Here is a 17464-nt window from a genome sequence, read left to right as displayed (position 1 = left end):
CCACAAACTCAATACAGCAATGAGTTTTAACAACAAGCTTACTATATTAACAAAACTTCTAAAAATAAGAAATTATCAACTTTTTTACGATAAAAAAACTAACAAAATAACATCAAATACAATTATTATGCAAAATCAAAGCCCAACAACCTGAATATCTTCGCTTATATAAACCAGTACTTTCTTTTGAACTTTAAATCCCATCTGCTCAATTGCATACTGATAATCCTCTAACTGTCTATTGTATTTTGCGTTAGGAATACCTGTTTTATAATCCAGTAAAAAAACGGCTTTCTCTTGTGTAATTACCATTCTGTCAGGCTTTACAACAGCCCCTTTTTTCTGTACAATAGTTTGTTCATTTAATACTTGATTTCCTTCTGCGAAAAACAATTCCAATTCTGTATGGTTTACAATTTCCTGAATCTTTTTATAAACCAATTCTTTCTGTGTTGAATTAATCAAGCCATTTTCAATTGCCTTATCAACTGCTAAATCCACATCCTTTTTTGTTTTTACAAAAGACAAAATTTCATGAACTACATTACCATATTCTATCGATTCCTGCTGATGAGTACCCCACATTAAAGCTTCTCTTTGAGCTATTTTGATATTTTTAGGATTTAATGTTACAGCAACATTTTCAATTGGTTTCGAAGTATCAATGTGTTTTGTCTCTGAAGAAATTTTTATTCTATTTCCAAATCCATATTCCAATTTACTTTCATCAAAAAGCCCTTTATTCATCAAATAATTAATAAAAAAAGCACACATATTATTTTTTGGAATCTCTCCTTTTTTGGACAAATTCATATTAGAAACAACATATAATTGTTCTTCTGCACGTGTCAAAGCAACATAAAGCACATTTACATTATCCAACAATTCTTCCTGCTTTTTTTGATCATAAACCAATTTAGCTTCTTCCCCAAAGCCTTCCACAGCACTGCTATTATCGATTAAAGCCTTTGGTAAACCTAAATCCATTTCTTCAGCATCGAGCCACAACTTATCTTTTGGTTTTCTATTATAATCTTCTTCTGCAAAAGGCATAATTACAACTGGAAATTCCAAGCCTTTCGATTTATGAATCGTCATAATTCGAACTGCGTTATTCCCTTCTGGCGAAGGAATACTGAATTTTTCTCCATTTTTATCCCAGAAAATCAAAAAATCAGCTATCCCTGCCTGATTGCGCACATCGCGTTCCAGGACAATATCTAAGAAATACTGTATGTAAGCATTGCCTATTTGATTAGCGGTAGAAAGGAATTTCGAAACAATAATCTCAACAGCTTCATAAAGAGACTTTTTTCGAATATTTTGAAACGAAAGCGAAATATCAAAACTCATCAGCCATTTTTCAAAATCAGCTTCTTGTTTTTGTTGCATTCCTTTAGCTATAAAATCATGAACAGGCATTTGGTCTTGAATATTTTTGGCGATATAATGCAAGAAATTGGCTTTCGATTCTAAATCGGCATTGTTTTTAAGGTATTTTAAAAGATGAATAATCAATCTAACTTCGGTTGCATTTTGAATCATCAAAGTTTCTGAAGACAACAACGGAATATTTTGCTCCGTCAGATAACTAGCAATTGCAATTCCCTCGCTTCTTTTACGGGTTAAAATCACAATATCTTTGTATTCAAAACCTTGTTTTAAAACTTTTTGAATTGTATTTAAAGTAGCTAAAACATATAATTCTGTTTTATCTAACACCTCTTCCTCACTTTCTTCAGCTGTTTCTGTCTTTGGAATAAAAGAAATATTGACATAACCTCCTTTTTTGTCATTTATATGTTGATGACTATGATTTTCGTATAAATCTTTATAATCTGGATGCTCAAATTCAGATGATAACAACTTGAAAAAATCATTATTAAATTCGATAATTTGAGAATAGGAACGGTAATTTTTATCCAGATGTTCTAATTTTTTATCCGGATTATTAAACGGATTATTGTCTTTACTCAATTCAATAAATTGCTCCGCTTTTCCACCACGCCAACGATAAATTGACTGTTTAGGATCTCCCACAATCATCAAAGTTCCCTTTTCTCCATAATCATCCTGACCCGAAAGCGCATTATCGATAAGCGGAATCAAATTTTGCCATTGCATCTCCGACGTATCCTGAAATTCATCAATAAAAAAGTGTCGATACCGCTCACCTAATCGCTCATAAATAAAAGGAGCCGGTTGATTCTGGATTTCACGATGGATAATAGCATTAAATTCGGATATCGAAAGAACATTTTGTTCCTCTTGGATTTTAGCCAACTCATTACTCACCGTATTCAATAATGAAAGCGGCGTTATGTTTTTCAGGAAAGCTCTATAGAAATTTACTTTTTCATTATTAATATATATTGTTGAGAGAGTTGAAAGTAATTCAGGAATAATCTGTTCAATTACATATTGATCTTTTGATCCTTTTTTAATTTTAATTGATTCAAAAGTCTCAAATTTATGATTGTTTTGTCTCGTATCGTTATTAGCTATAAAATCTAAATGTTTTGGAAAGGTTCCATATGGAAAAGATTTCAAATCAATTCCGTTGTTTTCAATTAACAACAATGCAGCTTCGGCAAAGGCTACATTTTCCTTTTCCAAATCTTTACAAACTACAAGCAGTTTCTTCTTAATTTCAACAAACTCTGCAATGGATTTATCATGAAATTGAGTAATTTCATTTCGGTTGTTTTCATTCAAAACCAACTTACCTGTTTCCATTATCTCTCTGGAAATATCCCAGGATTTATCGTCATCGGTTTTTTCCATCGTAAAATCGATGAGCAGCTTAGTTAAGGTTTCGTCTTCACCGGCTTGAGCAATAATGGCATCTATGGCTTCTGTCAACAAATTTTCGGTATCTAAAGTAACTTCAAAAGTCATTGGCAAATTCAAATCGTGGGCAAAAGCACGAATCACTTTATGCGTGAATTTATCGATTGTCGAAATATCAAAAGCGGCATAATTATGAATAATATGCTTGATGATTTGCTTTGATTTGGTTTTAATTTGGATTAACGAGAGTTGTGTATCGATAGCTAAATCCCGCATTAAATCCTGTGCTTTTTTTGAAGGCTCCTCTTTTGCAAATTCAGACAAACTACCTACGATACGGCTTTTCATTTCGTGTACCGCTTTATTAGTAAAAGTGATAGCCAAAATATTGCGATACGCATCATTTTTTGGAGCAATTAAAATGATTTTCAGGTATTCTTTGACCAATGCATAGGTTTTTCCAGAACCTGCAGAAGCGTCGTATATAGAAAAGGAATGTCTTTGCATAAACTTTTTGTTGTTGATTATCCAATGCCCTAGCCCCGATAGAAGCGGCATCCTCTTGTATTGCGTTAGCAAATACAAGAGATAAAGCGGATAGCGGGAAATAGCTCCTAAAAATCAGAAACTATAAAATTGCATTTTTAATGCTTAAAAGTAGTATTTTTGCAGTATGGAAACAAACAGACAGAAAAAAATAGGCGGAGTTATCCAAAAAGATTTGGTGGATATTTTGCAAGGTGAAGTGAGAAAAAATGGAGTTAGTAATTTGGTTATTTCGGTATCCAAAGTGTCGGTGACTACTGATTTATCTGTGGCTACAGTATATTTAAGTATTTTTCCTCAGGAAAAAGCACAAGAAACATTGGACGGAATTAAATCGAATACGACCTTAATTAAGCATGATTTAGCACAAAGAGTTCGTAAACAATTACGCAGAGTTCCTAATTTGGTTTTCTTTATTGATGATTCTTTGGATTACATCGAAAAAATCGACAATGCACTAAAAAACCAGGAAAACCCTATTGAAAACAGAGATTTATTAGAAAAAAGAAGACAGTTCTAGCAATTGAATTTCCCACTATACATAGCCAAACGCTACATTCGTAGCAACAGTAAAAACAATGCCATTAACATTATTAATCGCATTGCGAGCATGGGAATCATTGTTGGCGCGATGGCTTTGTTTGTGGTATTATCGGTTTTTAGCGGACTGAAAGTTTTTAGCCTTTCGTTTAGCAATGATATTGATCCTGATTTAAAAATAACCAGCACCTTAGGAAAATCGTTTTTTGTCACACCTGATCAGGAAGAACAAATCAAAAAAATTGATGGCGTTGTTTCTTATTCTAAAATTATCGAGGAACGCGTTTTATTTACTTTTGACAACAAACAGGAAGTAACTTACCTCAAAGGAGTTGATTCTAACTACAGCAAAGTCAACAACGTCAATAAAATTATTTACAACGGTCAATGGCTTGAAGACAATACTTATCAAGTAGTTGTAGGTTTTGGTCTGGTTCAAAAACTTTCGTTAGGACTACTCGACTTCAATAAACATTTGGAAGTTTTAGTTCCAAAAGCCGGTAAAGGAAACATAGAAAATGCCGAAGAGGCATTTAATTCATCGGAGATTTTCCCGATAGGGATTTACGCCATTAATGAAGATTTAGATTCCAAATATGTTTTTGCCAATTTAGATTTGGCTCAGGAATTACTGGAATACAAACCCAATCAAATTTCGGGAATTGAACTTAAAGAAAAGCCTAATGTTGATGAAAACGCTATCATCGAAAAACTAAACACTATCTTTAAAGGAAAAGTAACTGTTAAAAATAGAGCGCAACTCAATGAATCCTTATACAAAATGTTGAATACCGAAAATATTGCCGTGTATTTAATATTTACCCTTGTGATTATTGTTGCCCTTTTCAACCTGATTGGAGCATTAATTATGATGATTCTTGACAAAAAAGGAAACCTGAAAACCCTTTTTAATCTGGGAACTGAAATCAAAAATTTGCGTAAAATATTTTTATTGCAAGGTACTTTATTGAGCTTTTTCGGCGGACTTATTGGACTCGCTATAGGAATTATAATTGTGTTATTACAACAACATTTTGAGTGGATTATGATTACTCCAACCCTTGCTTATCCTGTTGTTTTCTCTATCGAAAATGTTTTAATAGTAATGGCTACAATTATTACTCTTGGATTTATCGCTTCGTTAATTGCAAGTAGTCGTGTGAGTGAAAAGTTATTGGATTAGATAAAGATTCAATTTAGGTTTCTATTATAAAAAAAGATAAAAACCCCCATTAGTACAAATACCAATAATTCTGGCCAGTATTTTTTTTATTTGGCTAACTCTAGGTTTTACCTCTTCAATAAATCTCTCTTTATCAAATTTAAATAGAAGTATCAAATAGACTATTCCTAAACAAAACAAGATTAAGAAAACAGAATCATGATCTTCTCTTGCATAATAATCTCTCAAAAAGATTCTACACAAAACAGAAATAAGGAAAATCCAAGAAATAATTCTCCCAAATATTTTGATATACTTTTTTGCTTGTTGATTTTCCATAATCTATTTCAAAACATTGTTTTAATGTCTTGTAAATATAGTATCAAAAACTAATTGAAAGAAAAAAAGTACAATTGCTTTTTTTACACCAACTCATAACCTGAATATGCTTCCTCAATCTCATTCAAGACAGCATATAATTCCTCCGGATGATCTAAGGTCACTAATTTTTGTTTGTAGCTTTTAAACGAATGGATTCCTTTGAAATAATTAGTATAATGAGGACGGGTTTCAACAATTCCTAATCGCTCTCCTTTCCAATCCATAGCCCAGGTTAAATGGTTACGCACTGCTTCCACCCTATCAGCAACAGTAGGTTTTGCCAAATGCTCTCCTGTTTTGAAATAGTGTTTTATTTCGTTAAAAATCCAAGGATAACCAATAGCAGCACGACCAATCATGATACCGTCAATACCGTATTCATTTTTATAATGCAATGCTTTCTCAGGACTGTCGATATCGCCGTTCCCAAAAATTGGCATAGTAATTCTAGGGTTGTTTTTTACTCTTGCAATGTGTGACCAATCCGAATGGCCTTTGTACATTTGAGCACGAGTTCTCGCATGAATACTCAAAGCCTGCACACCAATATCCTGTAAACGTTCGGCAACTTCATCAATATTAATCGAATTATCATCCCAACCCAAACGGGTTTTTACCGTTACAGGAAGATTAGTACTATCAATTACGGCTTTTGTCAAACGCACCATCAAATCAACATCTTTCAATACTCCAGCACCAGCACCTTTACAAACCACTTTTTTAACCGGACAACCAAAGTTGATGTCAATTAAATCCGGATTTACTGTTGTTACAATTTTTGATGACAATGCCATCGCTTCTTCATCACCACCAAAAATCTGGATTCCTACCGGACGTTCGTAATCGAAGATGTCTAATTTCATTCGGCTTTTAATGGCATCACGAATCAAACCTTCAGAAGAAATAAATTCAGAGTACATCATATCGGCTCCGTGCATTTTACACAATCTACGAAATGGCGGATCGCTCACGTCCTCCATAGGTGCAAGTAAAAGTGGAAAATCGGGTAATTCTATGTTGCCTATCTTAATCATCTTCTGAAATTTGGCGCAAAATTACAACTTTTAGATGAAAAGATAAAGGAAGAATCAGGAAAGACTTAATTATAAAGCTTTTAGTTTATAAATTATAAACTTTGAAGCTAGCGAATTTAGCGTATATTTGCAGATTAATCGGCTGGTTTTTGAGTTTGCGTTAGGGACTGAAATGACATCTTTTGTAAAACAAAAACAACAGCAGGATATACAATATTGATATTTAGACAAAATGAAAAAGATAAGAAATTTTTGCATTATTGCACATATTGACCACGGAAAAAGTACACTTGCTGACAGACTTCTTGGTGCTACACAAACCGTTACAGCTCGTGAGGAAAAGGCGCAATTACTGGACAACATGGATTTGGAGCGTGAACGTGGGATTACCATTAAGAGTCATGCCATCCAAATGGAATACAAATACAAGGGCGAAGAATATATCCTAAACCTGATTGACACTCCGGGACACGTAGATTTTTCGTATGAAGTTTCCCGTTCGATTGCCGCTTGTGAAGGTGCACTTTTAATTGTAGATGCTGCACAAAGTATTCAGGCGCAAACCATTTCGAACTTATATTTAGCTTTAGAAAACGACCTGGAAATTATTCCGGTTTTGAATAAAGTAGATTTACCATCTGCCAATCCTGAGGAAGTAAGTGACGACATTATTGATTTATTGGGATGTAAATTAGAAGATATTATTCACGCATCGGGAAAAACCGGTTTTGGTGTTGAAAATATTTTAGCTGCCATTATCGAAAAAATTCCTGCTCCAAAAGGAAATCCTGAAGAACCACTACAAGCCTTAATTTTCGATTCTCATTACAATCCGTTTCGTGGAATCGAAGTTATTTTCCGTGTGGTAAATGGTGAGATTAAAAAAGGTCAGAAAATCAAATTCATGGCTACCGGCAATGAATATTTTGCTGACGAAGTGGGAACTTTAAAATTAAATCAGGTTCCTAAAAATGTAATTTCAACTGGTGACGTAGGTTATTTAATTTCGGGAATTAAAGAAGCCAAAGAAGTAAAAGTAGGTGATACTATTACTGATGCAAAAGTTCCAACTACCAATATGATTACAGGTTTTGAGGATGTAAAACCAATGGTTTTTGCCGGAATTTACCCTGTAGATACTGAAGACTACGAAGATTTGCGTTCTTCTATGGAGAAATTACAATTGAACGATGCTTCGCTTGTATTTACTCCGGAAAGCTCGGCAGCTTTAGGTTTTGGTTTCCGTTGCGGATTCTTAGGAATGTTGCACATGGAAATTATCCAGGAACGTTTAGAACGTGAATTTGACATGACTGTAATTACTACAGTTCCTAACGTTTCTTATCATGCGTTCACTAAAAAAGAACCGGATACCATTTTAATTGTAAACAATCCTTCTGACTTACCGGAACCATCAAAACTGGACAGAGTAGAAGAACCTTATATTAAAGCAACCATCATTACTAAAGCCGATTTTGTTGGAAACGTAATGAGTTTGTGTATCGAAAAACGTGGATTAATTACTAATCAAACTTATTTGACGACTGAAAGAGTTGAATTGAATTTTGATATGCCATTGGCCGAAATTGTATTTGATTTCTACGACCGTTTAAAAACAGTTTCTAAAGGTTATGCTTCTTTTGATTATTCTCCAATTGGAATGCGAACTTCAAAATTGGTTAAACTAGATGTATTGTTGAATGGTCAAAACGTGGATGCGCTTTCTGCTTTAATTCACGAAGACAACGCCTATAACATTGGTAAAAAAATGACAGAAAAATTGCGTGAGTTAATTCCGAGACAGCAATTTGACATTCCAATTCAAGCTGCAATTGGAGCAAAAATTATCGCTCGTGAAACGATTAAAGCACTTCGTAAAGACGTTACCGCAAAATGTTACGGTGGAGATATTTCACGTAAACGTAAATTATTGGAAAAACAGAAAAAAGGTAAAAAACGTATGCGTCAAGTAGGAAATGTAGAAATTCCGCAAGAGGCGTTTATGGCTGTTTTGAAATTGAATGACTAGTTTTTTTCTAGAAAATAGAAGAAAGAACAAAGAATATAGAGAGAACCTGATGATGAAAATTGTCAGGTTTTTTATTTAGGTCAATTAAATTTCTTAACTTTAATAAAAATTTTAGTTATGGTCTTAATTATAAAAAAGAAAAACACCAAAAAAGAAATTGATTCTATTTTAGAAAAGAAAGAGAAATCTGCTTCTAAAAAAGGTAACCTTTCTAAACATTTTGGGAAACTAAAACGAAATATTGACGGATTAGAATATCAATTGGAAACAAGAAAAAATGAAGATTGACTTTTTAGCCGACACTAATTTTCTGATTTATTTACACGAAGGAAAGCCTTTTATAGAACCCTTTTTGAATTATAATTTTGGTATTTCTTTTATTTCAGAAATAGAACTTCTAGGTCATAAAAACATTTCTAAACAAGATGAAAAATCCTTAAAAGGTTTATTAAAAGACAGCTTTGTTTTCAATTTTAGTGAAGACATAAAACTTCAAACTATCAAATTAAAGCAGAAGTATTCTATAAAACTTCCCGATGCAATAATTGCCTCAACAAGTATTATTTTTCAAATCCCATTAATTACTTCAGATAAAGGATTTAAAAGCGTTGAAGAGTTAGATTTAATTTTACTTGAAAATTAGATATTCTACAAAAGGCGTTTATGGCGGTTCTTAAACTGAATGACTAGTTTTTTATAGAATATAGAGAAAACCTGATGATGAAAATTGTCAGGTTTTTTGTTTAAATTCAATTTCCAAAAACAGCAAAACTGTATCTTTGAAGTAAAAAATCATACTCATGTTTGATGAATCTCCAAAACGATTTGACCGCATTGTAGCCATTTTGATTCAATTGCAATCCAAAAAGATTGTAAAAGCGCAGGAATTGGCCAATCGTTTTGAGGTGAGTTTACGAACTATTTATAGAGACATCCGTACGCTGGAAGCTTCGGGAGTTCCTATTTATAGTGAGGCAGGTGTTGGTTATGCTTTAATGGAAGGTTATCGATTGCCGCCTGTAATGTTTACCCGAGAAGAAGCCAGTAGCTTTATTGCGGCAGAAAAATTAATGCAGAAATTTACGGATGTGACTCTTGGTAATCATTATGCTTCGGCAATGTATAAACTAAAAGCCGTACTTCGAAGTGATGATAAAGATTGGGTTTCCAGTATTGAATCGAATGTTTTGATGCAAACATCGGAGAAACTTTTTAATGATAAATCACCGAATACTTTAGCCACCATTTTTGAAAGCATCGCCGAGAAAACGCAAGTAATTCTTTCGTATGAAGCCATTGATGCCGATGGAATTACGATGCGACATATTGAGCCTGTTGGTGTTTTTCACGATAACAATAATTGGTACATGCTAGGCTATTGTCATTTGCGAAAGGATTACCGTCAATTTCGAACTGATCGGGTACACGGAATTAAAAAAACAGTAATTCCTTTCTCGATAGAACATGAGGCTTTAGAAACCTATTTGGATAAAAACAAAAATATTCCGACTACTAAAATTCGAATTCTTGTAGATAAAAAAATTGCCAAATATTTAAGCTCTGAACGAAAGTACCACGGCTTTGTTTCTGAAAAGAAAATCGACAACAAAATCGAAATGACTTTTATGTCTTGTGCTACCTTGGAAGGATTTTCGCGTTGGTACTTGATGTTTGGCGATTACGCCACCATATTAGAACCAGAAGGATTGAAAACCAGAATTCTGGAATTACTGGAAATAAACAAACAACGACTTTTATAAAAAAGATCCTAAAACGAAATTCATCTAATGTTTTATTTATAAACCATTAAGAGATTAAGATGAGTTAAGTCTAAATTTTTCTTAATCTCTTAATGGTGAAAATCAAATTTTATCTTTCCCAGAAAAAAGGAGGTTCGATTCCCAAAGCACGCAGATACACATAAGCCTGACCGCGATGATGCACTTCATTATCAATAAAATATAGAATGTTCTGAATGATTGGGAACTCATATTGACCAAACAAATTAAAGGTTTCATTAAAATCCTCAATAGATAATTGTTGCCAATATTTATTAATTTCAGCAGTAGCTTCATCCCATTTTTGCAGATATTGGGCTTTGAAAATTAATTTTTCTCTTCCTTCTTCATTATAAGGCTGAACTTCTCTATTTACAATTCCTTTCATAGCAGGCGCTGCAATAGCTAAAAGTTCATCTGCTAGTTTTGAAAAAGGTCTCATTCCGCCAATTGAAAATTCGAAGAAGTCTTTCTCGGGAAATATTTCAATTACACGACGTGTCAAGGCGCGGTGTCCTTGCCAATGTTGCAATAAATCTTCGGGAATGATTACTTGTGCTGCTAGTGTTTTCATAATTTTAAAGTTTTAATTTTTTACTTCTTCAAAAGTAGATACAGCTGGTGACAACAGTTTGTCAGTAGTATTTTTATTTTTTTCGAAAAAAAATAATACAAGCTATTATTCCTCCAAATAGATTTTTTAATTGGTCAAAACCTTTGCTCCCGAAGCTTCGGGATTGTATCTTTGCAGCTTTGAAACTTACAAACTATGATTGAAGATAAAAACCCACAACGTACCAGCATTGCTCAATTGGGCGAATTTGGATTGATAGACCATTTGACTAAAAATTTTGAAATCAATCAGGCTTCTACCTTAAAAGGAATTGGTGACGATGCAGCTGTTTTAGATTTCAAAGACAAAAAAGTAGTGGTTTCTACTGATATTATGGTTGAAGGTGTTCATTTTGACCTGGCTTATATGCCGTTGAAGCATTTAGGCTACAAAGCCGTAGTATCGAATGTGTCAGACATTTGCGCCATGAATGCCAAAGCCACTCAAATTACAGTTTCGATTGCGGTTTCGAATCGTTTTCCACTAGAGGCCTTAGAAGAATTATTCCACGGAATTACATTGGCGGCCAATGAGTACAAAGTGGATGTTATTGGCGGTGACACTACTTCTTCACAAAAAGGATTAATCATCAGTATTACTGTTTTAGGCGAAGCTGATGAAGAAGAAATCGTCTATAGAAATGGTGCTAAGCCTACTAATTTATTAGTTGTTACTGGCGATATTGGAGCAGCTTATATGGGATTACAGGTTTTAGAAAGAGAAAAACAGGTTTTCCAGGTAAATCCAAATTCGCAACCTGATTTAGAATTATATACTTATTTAATTGAACGCCAGTTAAAACCCGAAGCCCGCAAAGATGTTCGTACTTTATTACATGCTTTAGAAATAAAACCTACTTCAATGATTGATATTTCAGATGGATTATCATCAGAGATTATTCATTTATGCAAGCAGTCAAAAGTGGGATGTAATTTATACGAAGACAAACTACCATTAGACCCGCAATTTATCAATGTGTGTGAAGAATTTGATATTGACAGCACTACAGTAGCCATCAACGGTGGCGAAGATTACGAATTATTATTCACCATCCCAATTGAAGATTTTGACAAAATCAAAGGAAATCCTAACTTCTCTATCATTGGTCACATGACCGAAGAAAGCGAAGGAATTCACCTTGTAACCAGAGCCAACACTAAAATTCCATTAAAAGCGCGTGGCTGGAATGCCCTGAGCGAATAATAAAACCCATATCTAAACAAGCGGCAATCTGAAATTTATTTTTGGATTGCCGTTTTTTTATCACTCTATTTTAATACTAAAATCCTAAAAAAGACAAGAATAAACCTGCATAAATTTGGTTTACACCAAAAATTTATACTGAATCAAATTCAGAAACTTTATTAAATGTATTCATAATAGCGCAACAATTCATCCAATAAAAGAACTGTTGCATCATCAGGCTATTGCTAACTTATTGAACTCAAGGCATCATTTGGCTTTAAAATTAATCATCCTCAAAAAGGAACTCTCTGCCATTATATAACTGTTATACCGCATTTTTTCAAGTTATTTTTTTTGACTAAAAATTTTATTAAGAATATATTTATTCGTAACTTGAATTGTATTTTTTATAATTAATTAAAGAAATAATTGTTTAATATACAATTATTTACTCATTAATTCAACTATTTACTAAAAGGGCAAAAAAACAACTAAAACTCGGTTTTTTAACTACATATTCACTACTTTTTTTTAAATACAAAAAAAGCACAAACTACTGATTTTTAGGGTGTTTACAATAAAAAAACCACTCATTTAACTACATTTTTATTGTTGTTAAAATTGAGGCTGTTAAATCCATCTAATTTTACATTATCGAAATCGAAATACTGTTTCTAAACTACAAACTAAAACACATTAACGATTTTGTAAAACCAAAATTATTAACAACCAAAAACAAAAAATTATGGTCAAAATGAAAAACAGTATGTATTACATTTTACTATTATGTAACATGCTATTTATTGTACCAAACCTAGTTGCCCAAACTGCAACTAAAAAGATTTCCGGTCTTGTTGTAGATCAAAAAGGAGAACCGCTAATTGGGGCAAGTGTATTAATCAAAGGAACAACTATTGGTACAATAACAGATGTAAATGGCGCATTTACTTTACCGCTATCAGGCAACTCTGCTGTATTGCAATTTTCTTTTATTGGATTTACTTCAAAAGAAGTACCCGCTAATGGACAAGATCTTAGAGTAGTACTAACCGAAGATTTTAGCGAATTAAAAGAAGTAGTAGTACAGGTGGGTTATGGTACGGTAAAGAAAAAAGACGCAACGGGTTCAGTATCCCAAATCTCAGCTAAAGAATTTAATAAAGGAGTCAATGTCACTCCGGAAAGTTTAATTAGCGGTCGTATTTCGGGGGTTAATGTAACTGGCGGAGGAGCTCCTGGTGCAAAAGCAGACATTAGAATCCGTGGCGGTTCGTCTTTATCAGCGTCGAATGAGCCTTTAATTGTATTGGACGGACTTCCGTTGAGTAATGCAGTGCCAAGCGGTGCTACCAGTATTCTTTCTACAATTGATCCAAATGACATTGAATCTTTTACTGTTTTGAAAGATGCTTCTGCAGCGGCAATTTACGGTTCGCGTGCAGCCAATGGGGTAATTGTAATTACTACTAAAAAAGGAACAAAAGGCGGCGTGAAAGTAAACTTTAGTTCTCAGTTAGGTGTTAATACTGTGGCCAATCAAGTGGATGTTTTAAGTGCTGATCAGTTTCGGGCTTTAGTAAATGAGAAAGGTTCTGATGCTCAAAAAGCTTTATTAGGAACAGCAAATACGAATTGGCAGGATGAAATTTTCCATACCTCATTGACAATGAATAACAACATCTCCGTAAGTGGTGCTTTGTTTAATAAATTACCAATACGTTTATCTGTGGGAAATGTTGATAATTCAGGGCTTTTAAGAAATACTTCTTTTGAAAGAACTACAACTTCTATCTCTTTGAATCCTGTTTTATTTGATAATCATTTAAGAATTGATATTAGCGGAAATATGTCTTTCGGTAAAAATCAATTTCAGGATGAAGGAGCTGTAATTGGAAGCGCTATTGGTTTTGATCCTACACAACCGGTTTATGATGCCAATTCTCGTTATGGTGGTTATTTTGAATGGTTAGAAGCTAATGGAAATTTACCTTTATTACCAGCAAGAAACCCTGTATCAAGACTAAATCAGGATGAAAGAAGAGCTACTTCTACCAGAAAATGGGGAAATGTTAGATTGGATTATAAATTGCATTTCTTTGAAGATTTAAGAGTAGTTGCTGAAGCAGGTATTGATAGATTTGATAGCAAAGGATATACTGAAGTAAGTACACAAAGTCCTTTAGGATTTCAGCCGAATGCTTTTAGCTCAGGAAACTGGGTCAATTTAGGAAATTACTCCAGTTATACTGATATGCTTCAAAATAAAAACTTAAATACCTACTTTAATTACACTAAAGATGTAGGCAAGTTTAAAATTGATGCTACGGCGGGTTATAACTACCAATTATTCCAAAAAGAAAAATACGAATCCGGAGAAACCAGACAGCCAAATCCTAAAGAAGATGTTATTACTGATCCGAATATCAATCTTCAATCTTATTTTGGACGTTTGAATTTAGGGTATGACAGCCGTTATTTATTGACATTAAACTATAGACGAGACGGAACTTCCCGTTTTTCTGAAGCTAACCGTTGGGGGAATTTTGCAGGAGCTGCTTTTGCATGGAATGTTGCCGAAGAATCTTTCTTAAAAGACAATGAAACTTTATCAAGCTTGAAATTAAGAGTAGGTTATGGAACAACAGGACAACAGGACATTTCGGCTCAGTATGATTACTTACAAAGAGTTACACTGGGTACTATAAGCTCACAGTATATTTTTGGAAACACAGTTTATTCAACTGCCAGACCGGAAGGTTATAATGAAAATATTAAATGGGAAGAATTGGCCGAGACTAACGTAGGTATTGATTATGGTTTCTTTAACGACAGAATTACAGGATCTATCAATTATTTTGATAAAAAATCGACTGATTTATTAGCTGAAATTGCAGTTCCTGACGGAGCGAATATTAGAAATCAAGGTTTCTTTAATATTGGTAGCGTGAGAACCAAAGGAGTTGAATTTAATATTCAGTCGGATATTATTAAAAATGAAAATCTAACTTGGAATCTTGCTTTCAATACCACTTATATCGATCAAAAGATAGATAAATTAGGGATTTCAGTTCCTGGTTTTCAAGGGTATCCTACAGGAGATAATATTGCAGGTGGTGCAGGAAATCAAATACAAATCAATTCAGTAGGATTTACTCCAAGGTCATTCTTTGTGTACGAGCAGTTGTATGATGCCAATAAAAAACCAATTGCAGGAGCTTATGTTGACCGAAATAATGATGGAACATTAAATGATGGCGATCGTTATAGAGCTAACAAACCGGCACCTGACTATACATTTGGTTTATTCTCAACTGTAAACTACAAAAATTTTGACTTTACCATGAACTGGAGAGCCAGCTTGGGTAACTATATTTTTGATAACGTGAGTTCTAATTTAGGTTATTCGGATGCAGGTTTAAGAAGACAAACCGATTTATCAAACGTAAGTATTGATTATCTGAATACAGGTTTCACTTTTGAAGATAACGGTACTTCCAGATACTTATCTGACTATTATGTAAAAGATGCTTCTTTTATAAAATTGGACAACATCACTCTGGGATACTCCTTTGATAAAAAACTATTTAAAGCGGCTTCAGTACGATTTACAGCGGGAGTTCAAAACGTTCTTGTACTTACAAAATACAACGGTTTAGACCCGGAGAAATTCAACGGAATTGATAATAATGTATATCCGAGAGCAAGAACTTTCTTGTTTGGTGTTAATGCGAATTTCTAATAAGTGAACTGAAAAACAAATTTTTAAAAAGAAATAAAATGAAAATAGCATTTAAAAATATATCTTATTTTTTCCTATTGATTTTAGGGTTAAATATGGCGCTTACTTCGTGTACCAACGACTTAGATGTAACACCAGACGATGACGATGAATTTTTATCGGAAACGTTTTTTGAAAATCCTGAATCTTACAAACAAGTATTGGCTAAGCTATATGCGGGTTTGTATGTAGGAGGAAATGATGGAGACGGATCAGCAGATATTGCCGGAATTGGAGGTGATTTCAGTAGTTATTTAAGACTGCTTTTTGTAGTGCAGGAATTCCCTACTGACGAAGCTATTATTGCCTGGGCCGACGGAACTTTACCTACATTAAACACTCAAAACTGGTCTCCTGCCAATGAGTTTTTAGCAGCAACTTTTTCAAGAGCTTTCTATCAAATTAGTGTGGCGAATGAATTTTTAAGACAAACAACCGATGAGAAATTAAACAGCAGAGGTGTTGATGCAAGCTTAAAAGCTGAAATTGCCACTTTTAGAGCCGAGGCTCGTTTTTTAAGAGCTTTCTCCTACTACAATTTGATGGATTTATTCGGAAATGTGCCTATCACAACTGAGAATGATCCTGTTGGGTTTTTCTATCCGGAACAAAAAACCAGAGCCGAAGTCTTTGCTTTTATCGAATCAGAATTAAAAGACTTAGATAATAGTCTTGCGGCTTCAAGAACAAATGAATATGGTAGAGTAGATAAAACGGCAGCTAAATTTTTATTGGCACAAATTTATTTGAATTCTAAAGTTTATACAGGAACCGAAAGATTTAATGAGGCAGGTACTGTATGTGCTGACATCATCAACAATTCCGGATATACTTTTGCTAATGTTCCTTATCGTTATTTATTCTCTGCTGATAACAATACCAATGGAGCTCAAAACGAATTTATTTTTCCAATTGTAAGTGATGGTAATGCCATAAGAGCTACAGGTGGTGGAATGAGTTTTATTTTGCACGCTTCTATTGGAGGAAGTATGGATGCTGCATCCAGAGGTATGGACGGAGGATGGTTTGGAATCAGAACTCGTAGAGAGTTTGTTTCACTTTTTCCTGATGCCACTGCCACTGCCGATAAACGAGGTACTTTTTATACCGATGGACAAACGCTGGATATTGCCAATGTGGGAACTTTTACAAATGGATATGCGGTTACTAAATACATCAACAAAAAAGCGGATGGTTCTGCTGCCCAAAGAAATGATATTCCGGATACTGATTTTCCAATGTATCGATTATCTGATGTGTATTTAATGTATGCCGAAGCAACTGTTAGAGGAGCATCTTCAGGAAATATTGCGACAGCTGTGGGTTATATCAACCAACTGAGAGACAGAGCTGATGCTGCATCAATAAGTGCATCCGACTTAACTCTTGATTTTATTTTAGATGAAAGAGGAAGAGAATTATTCTGGGAATGCCATAGAAGAACTGATTTAATCCGTTTTGGAAAATTCACCGGAGGAAGTAAAATCTGGCAATGGAAAGGCGGAACAGCAAATGGTTCTGCAACCGAATCTTATAGAGATTTAATGCCAATTCCTTCCCGAATTATTCAGGCAAATCCAACATTGGAACAAAATATAGGTTACGTAAACTAATTTTTTAATTTATAA

At 33.9% G+C, this 17464-nt stretch carries 13 protein-coding genes; 9 read left to right on the top strand and 4 right to left on the bottom strand.

Features of this window, described 5'->3' with window-relative positions:
* Positions 1–135: 135 nt before the first annotated feature.
* On the bottom strand, positions 136–3297 hold the full coding sequence (locus FDM27_RS05940; RefSeq protein WP_140485581.1) for a UvrD-helicase domain-containing protein: 3162 nt from the start codon (positions 3295–3297) through the stop codon (positions 136–138).
* A 166-nt stretch (positions 3298–3463) separates the two neighbouring features.
* Between FDM27_RS05940 and rbfA the strand changes: the two genes are divergently transcribed.
* Positions 3464–3856: a 30S ribosome-binding factor RbfA gene (gene rbfA / locus FDM27_RS05935; protein WP_071184553.1), complete on the top strand. Its 393-nt coding sequence runs from the start codon at positions 3464–3466 to the stop codon at positions 3854–3856.
* Positions 3857–3859: 3 nt separating this feature from the next.
* Positions 3860–5059 (top strand): ABC transporter permease, encoded by a 1200-nt coding sequence (locus FDM27_RS05930; RefSeq protein ID WP_181161639.1) that lies wholly within the window; start codon positions 3860–3862, stop codon positions 5057–5059.
* Between the two features lie 24 nt (positions 5060–5083).
* Here FDM27_RS05930 and FDM27_RS05925 read toward each other — a convergent pair whose 3' ends face one another.
* Positions 5084–5377 (bottom strand): hypothetical protein, encoded by a 294-nt coding sequence (locus FDM27_RS05925; RefSeq protein ID WP_140485580.1) that lies wholly within the window; start codon positions 5375–5377, stop codon positions 5084–5086.
* Between the two features lie 83 nt (positions 5378–5460).
* On the bottom strand, positions 5461–6453 hold the full coding sequence (dusB, locus tag FDM27_RS05920; protein ID WP_071184550.1) for a tRNA dihydrouridine synthase DusB: 993 nt from the start codon (positions 6451–6453) through the stop codon (positions 5461–5463).
* A 232-nt stretch (positions 6454–6685) separates the two neighbouring features.
* Here dusB and lepA point away from each other — a divergent pair, with 232 nt between their 5' ends.
* The 4 genes from lepA (at position 6686) to FDM27_RS05905 (ending at position 10242) form a co-directional block, all read left to right on the top strand.
* Complete coding sequence (gene lepA / locus FDM27_RS05915) at positions 6686–8482, top strand: translation elongation factor 4 (RefSeq protein WP_140485579.1); 1797 nt, start codon at positions 6686–6688, stop codon at positions 8480–8482.
* A 117-nt stretch (positions 8483–8599) separates the two neighbouring features.
* Positions 8600–8770 (top strand): hypothetical protein, encoded by a 171-nt coding sequence (locus FDM27_RS16040; protein ID WP_157499507.1) that lies wholly within the window; start codon positions 8600–8602, stop codon positions 8768–8770.
* Entirely contained in the window at positions 8760–9125 is a 366-nt protein-coding gene (locus tag FDM27_RS05910; protein ID WP_071184548.1) for a type II toxin-antitoxin system VapC family toxin, read from the top strand. Before FDM27_RS16040 ends, FDM27_RS05910 begins: the two co-directional genes overlap by 11 nt.
* Before the next feature lie 157 nt (positions 9126–9282).
* Positions 9283–10242, top strand: a complete 960-nt coding sequence (locus tag FDM27_RS05905; protein ID WP_140485578.1) for a helix-turn-helix transcriptional regulator — start codon at positions 9283–9285, stop codon at positions 10240–10242.
* Between the two features lie 109 nt (positions 10243–10351).
* Here FDM27_RS05905 and FDM27_RS05900 read toward each other — a convergent pair whose 3' ends face one another.
* Entirely contained in the window at positions 10352–10834 is a 483-nt protein-coding gene (locus FDM27_RS05900) for a DinB family protein (RefSeq protein WP_140485577.1), read from the bottom strand.
* Positions 10835–11029: 195 nt separating this feature from the next.
* Between FDM27_RS05900 and thiL the strand changes: the two genes are divergently transcribed.
* From thiL to FDM27_RS05885, 3 genes are all read left to right on the top strand, one after another.
* Positions 11030–12076, top strand: coding sequence for a thiamine-phosphate kinase (thiL, locus tag FDM27_RS05895; RefSeq protein ID WP_071184545.1), 1047 nt, complete (start codon positions 11030–11032; stop codon positions 12074–12076).
* A gap of 736 nt (positions 12077–12812) precedes the next feature.
* The gene (locus FDM27_RS05890; protein ID WP_255510493.1) at positions 12813–15797 is read left to right on the top strand and encodes a SusC/RagA family TonB-linked outer membrane protein; all 2985 of its coding nucleotides are present in this window, start codon (positions 12813–12815) and stop codon (positions 15795–15797) included.
* 38 nt (positions 15798–15835) lie between these two features.
* Positions 15836–17449 carry a RagB/SusD family nutrient uptake outer membrane protein gene (locus FDM27_RS05885; protein ID WP_140485576.1) on the top strand — a complete coding sequence of 538 codons (1614 nt, stop codon included), beginning with the start codon at positions 15836–15838 and terminating at the stop codon, positions 17447–17449.
* Positions 17450–17464: the final 15 nt, after the last annotated feature.

This window comes from Flavobacterium sp. GSA192, from assembly GCF_006386525.1.
Lineage (GTDB): Bacteria > Bacteroidota > Bacteroidia > Flavobacteriales > Flavobacteriaceae > Flavobacterium > Flavobacterium commune.
The sequence above is the reverse complement of the archived record's forward strand: the minus strand, read 5'-3'. Positions and strand labels throughout refer to the sequence as shown.